This window comes from Streptomyces sp. NPDC058000 (assembly GCF_042886435.1).
Taxonomy (GTDB): Bacteria; Actinomycetota; Actinomycetes; order Streptomycetales; family Streptomycetaceae; genus Streptomyces.
Genome location: NZ_JBHVQS010000076.1, coordinates 21,772 through 34,993, shown reverse-complemented (window position 1 = coordinate 34,993; position 13,222 = coordinate 21,772). Strand labels below are relative to the sequence as shown.

The window sequence follows — 13,222 nt, the reverse complement described above, 5'->3', positions numbered from 1 at the left end:
GCCCCCGCTCCCGCCGGCGCCCCCCCCCCCGGGCGGTGCGGGGGGGGGGGCGCGCCGCCATGTGCCCGTGGTCCGGGGCTACTTCACCGGTGCCATCTTGTCCACGATGCCCGGGTGGTCGTCGATCCACTTCTCGACGCCCTTGTCCTCGTTGCCCTTTCCGGCGTCCTGGATGTCCTTCTCCAGGCTGCCGAGCTCGTCGGGGGCCATCTTCCAGTTCTTCAGCCAGCCGGAGAACTCCGGGAACTTCTTCGGGAAGTTCTTGTTGCCGAGCGTCTTGATCTGGTTGTTGGCGCCCCAGGTGCCCTTGGGGTCGGCGAGCTTGGTGAGCTGGTACTTGCTGTACGCCCAGTGCGGCGACCACAGGACGACCGCGATCGGCTCCTGCTTGTGGTACGCCCGGTCCAGTTCGGCGAGCATCGCGCTGGTGCCGGCCGAGGTGACCTCGAAGTCCGACAGGCCGTAGGCGGGCAGGACGGTGCTCTTCAGGCGCTGCATCTCACCGGTGCCCGGTTCGATGCCGATGATCTTGCCCTTGAACTCGTCCTTGTGGGTCCGCAGGTCGTCCATGGACTTGACGTCCTTGACGTACGACGGGACGGCGATCTCCAGGGAGGTCTTGTCGTACCAGGCGCCGACGTCGGTGAGGTCGTCCTTGTACTTGTCCCAGTACTGCTTCTGGGCGACCGGTAGCCAGCCGTCGGTCTCCACGTCGATCTGGCCGGTGGACAGGCCGGTCCACATCGGTCCGACGTCGAGGTTGCGCAGGTTGGGGTGGTAGCCGCGCTTCTCCAGGACGCTCTTCCACAGGTAGGCGGTGGCGATGCCCTCGTCCCACGCCGGGTAGCCGATGTTGGGGGCCTTGCCGGCGTCCGTGCCCTTGGCGTAGGTGGCGTGCGCGGACGGGGCGATCTTCTCGACGAGGCCGGGGTTCTTCTTCAGCCAGGTGCGGACGCCGTCCTGCTCATGGCCCTCACCGGCCGACTTGATGTCGTTCTCCAGGCTGGTGAGCTGCTTCTCGTCGAGGTGGAAGTTCTTCATCCACTTCGCGACCTCGGGCATGTCCTTGCCGAAGCCCTTGCGGCCGATCAGGTGCAGCCCGTCACCGGAGCCGAAGGAGCCCTTGGGGTCCTTGAGCTTGGTGAGCGGGTACTTGTCGTACGCCCAGTGCGGGGACCACAGGGTGACCGCGATCGGCTTCTTGTTGTGGATGGCCCGGTCCAGCTCGCTCAGCATGGAGGCGGTGCTGGACTCCTGCACCTGGTACTCGCCGCCGAGACCGTAGTCCTTGAGGACCTTGTCCTTGAGGATCTTCATCTCGCCGGCGCCCGGCTCGATGCCGGTGATCTTGCCGCCGAACTCGGCACTCTTGCCCTTGAGGTCGTCGAGCGTCTTGACGTCCTTCACGTACGACGGGACCGCGATCTCCAGGGAGGTCTTGTCGTACCAGGTGCCGAGGTCCTCCAGCTTGTCCTTGTACTTGTTCCAGTACTCGGCGTGGGTGGTCGGCAGCCAGGCGTTGGTCTGGACGTCGATGTCGCCGCGGGCCTGCCCGGCGAAGAGCGGACCGGCCTCCAGGGCCTGGACCTTGGGCTTGTAGCCGCGCTCCTCCAGGATTTCCTTCCAGAGGTAGGTGGTGGCCTTGCCCTCGTCCCAGTTGACGTAGCCGAGGGTGATCGGCTTGCCGTTGGCGCCGGACGCGCCGTCGCCGCTCTTGCCCAGGAAGCTCATCCCGCCGGCGAGCAGCGCCAGGACGACGACGCCGACCATGGCCACCGAGGTCGCCGGCCGCCACTGGAGGAACTTCCAGCGGCCCAGTGCCGCCTGCGCCTTGGCCAGCGCCCGCCGGCCGAGCGGCGACACCCGCTGGTTGAGCGCGCCGGTCATCCGGTCCAGGTACATGGCGAGGATGACCACGGCGAGGCCGGCCTCCGCGCCCAGGGCCACGTTGACCGAGCTGATGGCGTTGTAGACGGACGCGCCGAGGCCACCGCCGCCGACCATGCCGGCGATCACGACCATGGACAGCGCGAGCATGATGACCTGGTTGATACCGGCCATGATCGTGGGCAGCGCCAGCGGCAGCTGGACCCGCAGGAGGGTGCGCCGCGGGTGCGTACCGAACGCCTCGGCCGCCTCGACCAGCTCCCCGTCGACCTGTCGGATGCCCAGCTCGGTCATCCGCACCGCGGGCGGCATGGAGAAGACGATGGTGGCGACGATGCCGGGGACGACACCGAGGCCGAAGAAGAGGATGCCGGGGATCAGGTAGACCATCGCCGGCATGGTCTGCATCAGGTCCAGCACCGGGCGCAGGATCCCGCCGACGACCCGGCTGCGGGCCGCCCAGATGCCCAGCGGCACCGCGACCACCACGGTGATCAGACAGGCCACCAGCACCAGCGAGAGCGACTCGATGGTCGGACTCCACTGCTGGATGGAGTCGATCAGTGCGAAGCCGAGGAAGGTCAGCACCGCGGCCGGCAGGCCGCGCAGCCACCAGGCGAGCACCGCCAGGATGCCCGCGAGGAGCAGCGGCTCCGGGGCCGCGAGGACGGTGTGGATGGCGTTGTACAGGCCGTTCAGGATCGTGGTGATGAGGTTGAACAGCCAGTCGAGGTTGTCCCGCAGCCAGTTGACGGCGTCATTGGCCCAGCTGCCTATCTGGATCCTAGGCATCGGCGGCCACCGTCCCGTCGGTCTCGTCGGAGGATCCCGACCCGGCGGCCGGCCCGCCGGCGGGCGCGGCGTCAGCCGCTCCGGCGGAGCCGGTGCGCGCACCGGGCAGCGCCGCGGCCGGTGCGGCTGGTGCGGCCGGTGCGGCCGGTGCGGCCGGTGCGGCCGGTGCGGCCGGTGCGACCGGCCGGCCCGGCTCGCCCAGGACGGCGAGCAGTCGGTCCCCGGTGACCGCGCCGGCCAGTTGGCCGTGCTCGTCGGTGACCGCGACCGGCACGTCGCTGGCCGAACAAGCGGCGAACAGGTCGGCGAGCGGGGTGTCCGGGCCGACGGTGGCGGGCGCGGCGGCCCGGAAGTCGGCGGCGGTGGTGAGTTCGGTCCCGTCCTGGGTGGTCGTGCCGAGGACGCTGTCGACGTCCGTCATGACCGCACCGGCGGTCAGCACCCGGCTGCGGTCCACGTCCTGGATGAAGGAGGCGACGTAGTCGTTGGCGGGCCGGACGAGGATGTCCTCGGCGGTGCCGGTCTGGACGATCCGGCCGTCGCGCATCACCGCGATCCGGTCGCCGAGCCGCATCGCCTCGTTGAGGTCGTGGGTGATGAAGACGATGGTCTTCTTCAGCGTCTTCTGGAGCTCCAGCAGCTGGTCCTGCATATCCCGGCGGATCAGCGGGTCGAGCGCGCTGAAGGACTCGTCCATCAGCAGCAGATCGGCGTCGGTCGCCAGCGCGCGGGCCAGGCCGACCCGCTGCTGCATACCGCCGGAGAGCTCGTCCGGCCAGGACTTCTCCCAGCCCTTGAGCCCGGCGAGCTCCAGCGCCTCGGTCGCGCGCCGCTCCCGCTCGGCGCGCGCCACGCCCTGGACCTCCAGGCCGTAGGCGGCGTTCTCCAGCACGCTGCGGTGCGGGAAGAGCGCGAAGTGCTGGAAGACCATGGAGATCTTCCGGGAGCGGACGGCGCGCAGCTCCTTGTCGCTGAGCGAGGTCAGGTCCTGGCCGTCGAAGCGGACGGTGCCCGCGGTCGGCTCCAACAGTCCGTTCAGCATGCGCAGCAGCGTGGACTTGCCGGATCCGGACAGACCCATGACGACGAAGATCTGGCCCTCGCCCACCTCGATGGAGGCGTCGATCACCGCGGCGGTGGTGCCTTCGGCCCGCAATTCGTCCCGGCCGGCGCCGGCCTGGAGTTTGCGGACCGCGTCCTCGGGTCGTCTGCCGAACACCTTGTACAGGTGCTCGGCTTGCAGCCTGGACACATATGCCTCTCTTGTCGCACGAGAAACGACCTGCCACCCCCGTAGGCAGGTCGTGGTGCGGGACGAGTTCCGCTCGTCTTCACCGATGACATGTTGAAATCGCAACCGGGTCCGCTCCGGCTGCGCGCCTGCCCGGCTTTATGGGGCGCAAACACATCGGTGATTCAGCTCACAACGGAGTCGCGATTGGGGCATACGGCATCATGCGGGGTGTGACTCGACGCCTGATGCTCCTCGACACCGCCTCCCTCTACTTCCGCGCCTATTTCGGGGTACCGGAATCAGTCAAAGCCCCGGACGGCACCCCGGTGAACGCGGTGCGCGGACTGTTGGACTTCATCGCCCGGCTCGTCCAGGACCACCACCCCGACGACCTGGTCGCCTGTATGGACTTCGACTGGCGCCCCCAGTGGCGGGTCGACCTGATCCCCTCCTACAAGGCACACCGAGTCGCCGAGGAAGCCCCCGCGGGGTCGGCCGCCCCTGACGAGGAGGAGATCCCGGACACCCTCTCCCCGCAGGTTCCGGTGATCGAGGAGGTGCTCGACGCGCTGGGCATCGCCCGGATCGGCGCCGCGGGCTACGAGGCCGACGACGTCATCGGCACCCTGACCGCGCGGGCGAAGGGCCCGGTCGACATCGTCACCGGCGACCGCGACCTCTTCCAGCTCGTCGACGACGCCCGCGGCATCCGCGTCCTGTACCCCCTCAAGGGCGTCGGCACCCTCCAGATCACCGACGGGGCGCTGCTGCGCGAGAAGTACGGCGTGGACGGCCCCGGTTACGCGGATCTGGCCCTGCTGCGCGGCGACCCCAGCGACGGCCTGCCGGGCGTCCCGGGCGTCGGCGAGAAGACCGCCGCGAAGCTGTTGGACGCCTACGGCGACCTGGCCGGGATCCTCGCCGCCGCCGAGGACCCGGCGTCCAAGATCACCCCGGTGCAGCGCAAGCGGCTCACCGAGGCGCGCCCCTATCTGGCGGTCGCCCCGAAGGTGGTCCAGGTGGCGACCGACGTCCCGATCCCGGAGATCGACCACGCCCTGCCGGACGAACCGGCCGACCCGGAGCGACTGGAGGCGCTGGCCGCCCAGTGGGGCCTGGGTGGCGCATTGCGGCGGTTGCTGGTCACGCTCCGACGGTGACCTGTTAGGTTAGGTATGCCTAACTGGCGGCGTTCGCCCGCAGGCGCGCCCGCCCTCGACCGCCTCAGGGGAGAAAAGCCGTGGCAGCAGAGCGACCGGCCCGCAGCACACCGACACTGCACCGCGCCCGGGTGCGGCGCACCGAGCGGCTCAGCCCGCACATGGTGCGCATCGTCCTGGGCGGCGAGGGACTGGCGGCGTTCGACGCGGGCGAGCACGCCGACCACTACGTCAAACTGGTCTTCCCGCTGCCGCACGTCACCTACCCCGAGCCGTTCGACATGGGCCGCATCCGGGCCGAGCTGCCACGCGACCAGTGGCCCCGGACGCGCACATACACCGTGCGCGCCTGGGACCCGGAGGCGCGCGAGCTGACCGTGGACTTCGTCGTCCACGGCGACACCGGGCTGGCCGGGCCGTGGGCGGCCGCCGCCCAGCCGGGCGACGAGATCACCTTCCTCGGCCCGGGTGGCGCCTACACCCCGGACCCGACGGCCGACTGGCACCTGCTGGCCGGTGACGAGAGTGCCCTGCCGGCCATCGCCGCCGCGCTGGCCCGGATGCCGGCGGACGCCGCGGTGCACGCCTTCATCGAGGTCGCCGACCCGGAGGAGAGCCAGGAACTGACCGCCCCGCCCGGCGCGAAGGTCACCTGGCTGTATCGCGGCAGCGCCCCGGTCGGCCGCGAACTGGTCGCCGCGGTACGGGCGTTGGAGTTCCCCCCGGGGCGGGTCCAGGCGTTCGTGCACGGCGAGGCGGGCTGCGTGAAGGAGCTGCGCCGCCTGCTCCGCGTCGAGCACGCCCTGCCGCGCGAGGCGCTGTCGATCTCCGGCTACTGGCGCACCGGCCACGACGAGGACGGCTGGCAGGCCGGCAAGCGCGCCTGGAACCAGCAGGTGGAGGCCGAGCAGGAGCCCGCGGCCGCCGCCTGACCCACCACCGCCACCCCAAGGGCGGCGCGACTCAGAACAGGTCCGCGCCGCCCTTCTCCGCGCCTTGCCCGTCTTGCCCGCTTTACCTGCCCTGCCTGTCTTCCCCGCCATCCCCCGACGCGCCCGGCGCCGCCCACTCCCCTTCCCCCCCATGCTCGTACCGCCGCGCCGAGCGGTCGACGTGCGCCAGCCGCCGCAGCGCGGTGAGCACCGCGTCCCCCAGGACGGTCCCCACCACCACGCTCTCCACCAGCGCCTCCACGTCCACGTGGCGCCCCACGTACGCCAGGTCGGCGTCGGCGATCCGCTCGCACGCCTCGGCGTAGTCGTCGAGCACCTCCAGGAACGCCCCCTGCCCGAGGTCCTGGAACGCGGCCAGCGCGACCGCCATCGCCTCGGCGGCCGGGTGGTCCTCCTCGGCCCGCCAGCCGCGCCGACGGATCAGCTCCGCGACCGTGCGGCGGGCATCCGACAACCCCTCCGGACGAACGGCCGGCACCGGGGTGATCGCGTCGTGCGCCGCGCCGAGCACCTTGTGCACCGATCCCCCCGGGGCGTCCACGGCGGACAGCACCTCGCGGACCGTCGCGACCGAGAGCCCGCCGACGTCGATCAGCCCGCGGATCAGCCGTAGCCGGCGGACATGACCCTCGTCGTAGCTGGCCTGGTTGGGGCTGGTGAGCCGGCCCGCGGGCAGCAGTCCCTCACGGACATAGAACTTGATCGTCGGGACCGCCACGCCCGTCTCGCGGCTCAGCTCACCGATGCGCATCCAACGCCCTCTCCTCCGCGGATCCACGTCGGGAATCCGCGCCTTCCGGACCTTCCGGGCGCCCCGCCCTCACCCGGCACCGCCCATCAACCTTGCCAATCGGCTCCCCATCATAGATAGTCGCGCTATCAGATAGCGGTAAGCGCTGCTATCCATAGTTCCACTATCCGTTGAGGGGGCTTCTTTCGCATGTCCAGTCACATGTCCGGTCACGCGCCCGGTCGCATGTCCAGATACCGTTCGCTGCTCGGTTTCTCGTGGGCGATGGCCGGCTTAGCCGTGGTCTCGGCGGTCGGGATGATCGTCGACGACCGGGTGTTGGTCGGCGCGCCGATCTGGTTCAAACCGTTCAAGTTCTTCGTCTCCTTCGCCGCCTACGGGCTGGCGCTCACCTGGATGCTGTCCCGGCGAACCGCCCGCAGCCGGGCCGGCGAATGGGCCGCCCACATCTTCGTGGTCGCCGGACTCATCGAGATGGCGATCATCGTCGGCCAGACCCTGCGCGATCGACCCAGCCACTTCAACGTCGAAACCCCGCTGGACCACGTCCTGTTCGCGGTGATGGGAATCAGCGCCGCCGTCCTCTGGACGGCCACCCTCGTCTTCGCGATCCTGCTCTTCCGGGCCCGGCTGGGCGACCGAGCCGCGACCTGGGCGATCCGGCTGGCCGTACTGATCGCGTTGGTGGGTGTCGCACTCGGCGGACTGATGCTGAGGGCCACCCCGGCCCAACAGGCCGCGGGCGATCTGGCCACCGCCATCGGCGCACACAGCGTCGGCATCCCCGACGGCGGCCCCGCCATGCCGCTCACCGGCTGGAACGCCACCGGCGGCGACCTGCGCATCCCGCACTTCGTCGGCATGCACGCCCTCCAGGCCCTCCCGCTCTTCCTCTACGGGATCGAGGCGCTGGCCCGCCGCCGCGCCCGGCTGCGCGACGAGCGGGTGCGGCTGCGCCTGGTCGTCACCGCGGCCGGCTTCCTCGCCGGACTGCTCGCCCTGGTCACCTGGCAGGCGCTGCGCGGCCAGGCCCTGCTCCACCCCGACCCCGCCACCCTCATCGCGCTGGCCGCCCTCGTGACCGCCACCGCCGCCGGCGGCTACGCGGCGCTCCGCACCCCCCGCACCCCCGGCGCCGACGCCGACGTCCACCAGCCCACCCGCACCACGGAGTTGACCGGATGACCGACCGCACCCTCTTCAGTCTCGCGTTCGCCCTCGCGGCCCCGTTCTGGGCCCTGCTGATCCTCGCGCCCGGCCGGCGCTGGACCGATCGGATCGCCGCCTCGCCGCTGCCGATGGTGCCGGTCATCGGGGTCTACCTCGCCCTGGCGATACCGGTGTTCCCGCAGCTGTGGGCCGCGGTGAGCCACCCCGACCTGGTCGGCTTCCAGAAGCTGCTGGCGCTCGGCGGCGGCGCCGGGGCGATCTGGGCGCAGCTGATCGCCTGGGACCTCTTCCTCGGCCAGTGGATGTACCGCGAGGCCCGCAGCCTGGGCATCCACCCCCTGGTGATGGGCCCGCTCCTGGTCCTGACCATCCTGCTCTCCCCCGTCGGCGTCCTGCTCTTCCTGTGCCTGCGCAGCACGGTCCGCCTACGGTCCCGGCGCAGTGGGCCGGCAGAACGGACACCCACCGCCGGACCCGGCACCGCCACCCCCCGCCCGTAACGGCGTTACCCTGCCGCCTCGTTCACCTGTAACGGCGTTACCGCACCGTCTCGTTCACCTGTACAGATGGCGGTGCTCATCGCCCGGTCCCTGCTCGCCCGCGGCGGCCTCGACCTGCCCGACGTCTTCCGCCGCTTCCAGCGCTGGGCCGCCGCCGAGCCGAAGGACATCGGATTGCAGACCGAGGTCGTACTCGGCAGCGGACTGCCCTGGGACCGGGCGGCCGCCACGCACTTCGAGGTCAACGGCCGGGCGGCGGGAAACGGTTCGCTGATGCGGGCGGCGCCCTCCGCGGTGTACTTCGCCGGGCGGGGCCGTACCGCGACGATGGACGCCGCCCGCCGACTGGCGGCACTCACCCACGGCGACCCGGCGGCCAGTACTCCCGAACTAGCCGCGATGGCAAGTGAGTTGGCACGGCCAGTCATCTGAGCGCCAAGAAGTGCGCGGCACACCGGGGCACTTACTTCCCCAAGCAATGGTTGACGGCGCATACATCTGCCTGTTCCACTGACCTCATGCGACCTCAGCAACGGCTGGTCACCCGGGACCACATCGACTTCGGTCGCGTGTGGTCCGCCTCCTGTTGCCTCTGACGTCCCGGTGCCGCGTCGGGCGCCCCGCCCCGCGCGCACCCGCATGCCGCCCTGCCGGAATTCCCGCGCACTGCGCATGCCCTCGCATGCCCACCCACGCATGATCGACGAGAAGACGAGGCCGCACCCATGCCTGTCGAGTTCCTCGGCATCGCCGCCACCAACGACGGCTCCGAAGTCACCCCGCGCTCCGGTGTCTCCTTCGACAAGGAGTACACCCTCAAACTCGCCCGCGCCCACGAGGACTACGACTGGGACCGGGTCCTGTTCGCCTACGGCTCCGGCTCCCCCGACCCCTCCCCGGCCGCCGCCTACATAGCGGCCCGCACCGAGCGGCTCCAGCTCCTGGTGGCGCACCGCCCCAACGTTTCCTACCCGACGTTCGCCGCGAAGACCTTCGCCACACTGGACCGGATCAGCGACGGCCGACTCGCGGTGCACTTCATCACCGGCGGCAGCGACCACGAACAGCGCCGCGAGGGCGACACCCTCACCAAGGACGAGCGCTACGCCCGCACCCGCGAGTACATCCAGATCGTCAAGAAGATCTGGACGAGCCACGAAGCCTTCGACCACGAGGGCACGCACTACAGCTTCCAGGACTTCGTCTCCGACACCTTCCCCGTCCAACAGCCGCATCCGCAGGTGTCGTTCGGCGGCTCGTCGCCCGCGGCGTACGCGGCGGGCGGCGCCGAGGCGGACATCTACTGCCTGTGGGGCGAGCCGCTGGCGCAGACCGCCGAGCAGATCGCCTCGGTCAAGGCGGCCGCCGCGGCGGCCGGCCGCGCCGACGCACCCAGGATCCAGGTGGCCTTCCGGCCGATCATCGCCCCCACCGAGGAGCTGGCCTGGGAGAAGGCACACCGCACCCTGGCCCGCATCAGGGCCCGTAAGGCGGGCGGGGCGCTCAGCCGCCGGCACCCCCTGACGAACCCTCAGAACGCGGGCTCGCAGCGGCTGTTGGCAGTCGCCGCGCAGGGCGAACGGCACGACCGGGCGCTGTGGACCCCGACCGCCGCGGAGACCGGCGGCGCCGGCAACTCCACCGCCCTGGTCGGCACGCCGGAGACCGTCGCCCAGGCCCTCCTGGACTACTACGACCTGGGCGTGACCATCCTCTCCGCACGCGGCTACGACCTGCTCGACGACGCCATCGACTTCGGCCGGCACGTCATCCCGCTCGTCCGCGAGGAGGTCGCCAAGCGCGACGCCGAACGCGACGCCGAACGGACGGCGGAGCGCACGGCGTCCTGACCCTGCCCGTACGGCACCCGCCGGGCCGCGCCGTCGTCGCGGAACATCCCGCCACGACGGCGCGGCCCGTCAGCCCGTCAGCCGACCGACGAGTACGCCACGACCCCGCGCAGCACCCCGTCCATCGCCTTGCGCGCGGACCGCGCCACCGTGCTCTCGGCCGGGGCCGCCGCCGCGATCTGCCCGAGGACGTCCACCAGTTGCTTGCACCAGCGGACGAAGTCGCCGGCCGGCATGTCCGCCTCGCCCAGCACCTCGTCGAGACCGAAGCCGGAGGCCCAGCGGTACGCCGCCCAGGCGAAGCCCAGATCGGGCTCGCGCTGGCCCACGCCCTCGGCCTGGCTGATCTTGTGCTCCTCCTCCAGGGCGTCCAGCCGGCCCCAGATGTGCACCATCTCCGCCAACGCGTCCCGCGCCTTGCCGGCCGGCAGCTTGGGCGCCACCGCGTCGTCCGCCTGCCGCGCCTCGTAGACCAGCGCCGAGGCGCAGGCCGCCAGCTCCGCGGGGGTGAGGTCCTCCCAGACACCCTCCCGCAGGCATTCGCTGGCCAGCAGGTCCAGTTCGCCGTAGAGCCGGGCCAGCCGACGGCCCTCGTCGGTGACGGTGTCGCCTTCAAGGTAGTCCAGCTCGGTCAGCAGCGCGCAGATCCGGTCGAAGGTCCGGGCGATGGTGTTCGTCCGCCCCTCGATCCGGCGCTCCAGCTGGCCGGTGTCCCGCCGCAGCCGGTGGTAGCGCTCCGCCCAGCGGGCGTGGTCCTCCCGCTCGTCGCAACCGTGGCAGGGATGGGCGCGGATGTCCTTGCGCAGCCGGGCGATCTCACGGTCGTCGGCCGCCTCGGAACGAGGCTTACGGTGCCGCGAAGGCTCCAGGTGGCCGGCCTTGGTGCGCAGCGCGGACGCCAGATCGCGGCGCGACTGCGGACTGCGGGCGTTGAAGGTGCGCGGGATCCGCATCCGGTCCAGGGCCGTCACCGGCACCGGGAAGTCGATCGATGCGAGCCGCTTGACCTGCCGCTCGGCGGTCAACACCAGCGGCCGGGGGCCGTCCTGGGCGTCCAGGCCGCGGTGGCCGTTGGTCCGCCCGGAGGGCATGCCCGGGTCCAGCACCAGCGCCAGTCCGGCGTACTTGCCCGTCGGCACGTGGATGACATCGCCCGGCCGGAGCTTCTCCAACGCCGCCGCGGCCTCGGCCCGCCGCTGGACCGCTCCCTCCTTGGCGAGATCGGTCTCACGGTCCTTCAACTCCCGCCGCAGCCTGGAGTATTCCTCGAAGTCGCCGAGGTGACAGACCATCGCCTCGCGGTAGCCGGCCAGGCCCTCCTCGTTGCGCTGCACCTGGCGGGTGATCCCGACCACCGACTTGTCGGCCTGGAACTGCGCGAAGGACATCTCCAGCAGCTCCCGCGAACGGTGCCGCCCGAACTGCGAGACGAGATTGACGGCCATGTTGTACGACGGCTTGAAGGAGGACCGCAGCGGGTACGTCCGGGTCCCGGCGAGGCCGGCCAGCGCGGCCGGATTCATCCCGCGCTGCCACAGCACCACCGCATGGCCCTCGACGTCGATCCCGCGCCGTCCGGCCCGGCCGGTCAGCTGGGTGTACTCGCCGGGGGTGATGTCGGCGTGCTGTTCGCCGTTCCACTTGACGAGCTTCTCCAGCACCACCGACCGCGCCGGCATGTTGATGCCCAGCGCCAGCGTCTCGGTCGCGAAGACGGCCTTGACCAGGCCCTTGACGAACAGTTCCTCGACGACCTCCTTGAACGTGGGCAGCATCCCGGCGTGGTGCGCCGCGATGCCCCGCTCCAGGCCCTCCAACCACTCGAAGTAGCCGAGCACGTGCAGGTCGTCGTCCGGGATGCCGGCCGTCCGGGCCTCGACTATCCGACGGACCTTCTCCCGGCCCTCCGCGTCGTTGAGCCGCAGGCCGGAGTGCAGGCACTGCTGGACGGCCGCCTCGCAGCCGGCGCGGCTGAAGATGAAGGTGATCGCCGGCAGCAGCCCCTCGTTGTCCAGCCGCTCGATCACCTCGGGCCGGCTCGGCGTCCAGATCCGGGCGCGCTGCCGCCGCTCCCGCTCCCGGTCGGCCTCGCGCAGGTTGCGGCCGCGCCGCTTGTCCCGGCCGAACGTCGGCCGGCTGTTCTCCATCCGTGCCAGCCGCTCCAGGTCGGGGTTGACCTCCCGGCGGCCGCCGGCACCACCGCTCCGTTCCTCGAAGAGGTCGTAGATCCGGCGGCCCGCCAGGACGTGCTGCCACAGCGGCACCGGGCGGTGCTCGGAGACGATCACCTCGGTGTGGCCGCGGACCGTGTCCAGCCAGTCGCCGAACTCCTCGGCGTTGGACACCGTCGCCGACAGGGACACCAGCGTCACCGAATCCGGCAGGTGGATGATCACCTCTTCCCAGACGGCGCCGCGGAACCGGTCGGAGAGGTAGTGCACCTCGTCCATGACCACGTAGCCCAGGCCGGTCAGTGACTGCGAGCCGGCGTAGAGCATGTTCCGCAGCACCTCGGTGGTCATCACGATCACCGGGGCTTCGCCGTTGACGCTGTTGTCGCCGGTCAGCAGACCGACCTTCTCGGGGCCGTAGCGTTTGACCAGGTCCTGGAACTTCTGGTTGGACAACGCCTTGATGGGCGTGGTGTAGAAGCATTTGCGGCCCTGTTCCAGGGCCAGGTGGACGGCGAATTCGCCGACGATCGTCTTGCCGGATCCGGTGGGAGCGGCGACCAGCACACCCTTTCCGGCCTCCAGGGCCTGGCACGCCTCGACCTGGTACGGATCCAGATCGAAGTCGTAGAGCTCCCGGAACGGCGCGAGTGCGGTGGCCTGCTCGACCGCGCGGATTTTGGCGGCGGCATAGCGCTCAGCAGGGGACATGTCCTCGGTCATCGTGCTTACGAGACTACCGGCCACCTCTGAC

The 13,222-nt window shown here is 71.0% G+C and carries 9 protein-coding genes and 1 pseudogene; 6 read left to right on the top strand and 4 right to left on the bottom strand.

Annotation, left to right across the window (positions count from 1 at the left end):
- Nucleotides 1–78 precede the first annotated feature (78 nt).
- Together ACFVT2_RS38910 and ACFVT2_RS38905 are read right to left on the bottom strand one after the other, a co-directional pair.
- Complete coding sequence (locus tag ACFVT2_RS38910) at nucleotides 79–2,679, bottom strand: ABC transporter permease/substrate binding protein (RefSeq protein WP_390026027.1); 2,601 nt, start codon at nucleotides 2,677–2,679, stop codon at nucleotides 79–81.
- Nucleotides 2,672–3,931, bottom strand: a complete 1,260-nt coding sequence (locus ACFVT2_RS38905) for a glycine betaine/L-proline ABC transporter ATP-binding protein (RefSeq protein ID WP_390026025.1) — start codon at nucleotides 3,929–3,931, stop codon at nucleotides 2,672–2,674. The genes ACFVT2_RS38910 and ACFVT2_RS38905 overlap by 8 nt, the downstream gene beginning before the upstream one ends.
- A gap of 227 nt (nucleotides 3,932–4,158) precedes the next feature.
- Here ACFVT2_RS38905 and ACFVT2_RS38900 point away from each other — a divergent pair, with 227 nt between their 5' ends.
- A complete protein-coding gene (locus tag ACFVT2_RS38900; RefSeq protein ID WP_390026030.1) occupies nucleotides 4,159–5,073 on the top strand; it encodes a 5'-3' exonuclease H3TH domain-containing protein in 915 nt (304 codons plus the stop codon).
- An 80-nt stretch (nucleotides 5,074–5,153) separates the two neighbouring features.
- Nucleotides 5,154–6,005, top strand: a complete 852-nt coding sequence (locus tag ACFVT2_RS38895; protein ID WP_390026023.1) for a siderophore-interacting protein — start codon at nucleotides 5,154–5,156, stop codon at nucleotides 6,003–6,005.
- 82 nt (nucleotides 6,006–6,087) lie between these two features.
- Here the strand turns inward: ACFVT2_RS38895 and ACFVT2_RS38890 are convergent, their stop codons facing one another.
- On the bottom strand, nucleotides 6,088–6,777 hold the full coding sequence (locus ACFVT2_RS38890; protein WP_390026021.1) for a MerR family transcriptional regulator: 690 nt from the start codon (nucleotides 6,775–6,777) through the stop codon (nucleotides 6,088–6,090).
- 264 nt (nucleotides 6,778–7,041) lie between these two features.
- Between ACFVT2_RS38890 and ACFVT2_RS38885 the strand changes: the two genes are divergently transcribed.
- The 4 genes and pseudogenes from ACFVT2_RS38885 (at nucleotide 7,042) to ACFVT2_RS38870 (ending at nucleotide 10,297) form a co-directional block, all read left to right on the top strand.
- Nucleotides 7,042–7,962, top strand: coding sequence for a hypothetical protein (locus ACFVT2_RS38885; RefSeq protein WP_390026029.1), 921 nt, complete (start codon nucleotides 7,042–7,044; stop codon nucleotides 7,960–7,962).
- Nucleotides 7,959–8,447 (top strand): ABA4-like family protein, encoded by a 489-nt coding sequence (locus tag ACFVT2_RS38880; protein ID WP_390026019.1) that lies wholly within the window; start codon nucleotides 7,959–7,961, stop codon nucleotides 8,445–8,447. The genes ACFVT2_RS38885 and ACFVT2_RS38880 overlap by 4 nt, the downstream gene beginning before the upstream one ends.
- Nucleotides 8,448–8,513: 66 nt before the next feature.
- Nucleotides 8,514–8,867, top strand: a pseudogene (locus ACFVT2_RS38875) (ADP-ribosylglycohydrolase family protein); the annotation flags it as partial.
- Nucleotides 8,868–9,172: 305 nt separating this feature from the next.
- On the top strand, nucleotides 9,173–10,297 hold the full coding sequence (locus tag ACFVT2_RS38870) for an LLM class flavin-dependent oxidoreductase (RefSeq protein WP_390026017.1): 1,125 nt from the start codon (nucleotides 9,173–9,175) through the stop codon (nucleotides 10,295–10,297).
- Between the two features lie 77 nt (nucleotides 10,298–10,374).
- On the opposite strand, the gene ACFVT2_RS38865 is transcribed toward ACFVT2_RS38870, so the two are convergent.
- Nucleotides 10,375–13,191 (bottom strand): DEAD/DEAH box helicase, encoded by a 2,817-nt coding sequence (locus ACFVT2_RS38865; protein ID WP_390026015.1) that lies wholly within the window; start codon nucleotides 13,189–13,191, stop codon nucleotides 10,375–10,377.
- Nucleotides 13,192–13,222 lie beyond the last annotated feature (31 nt).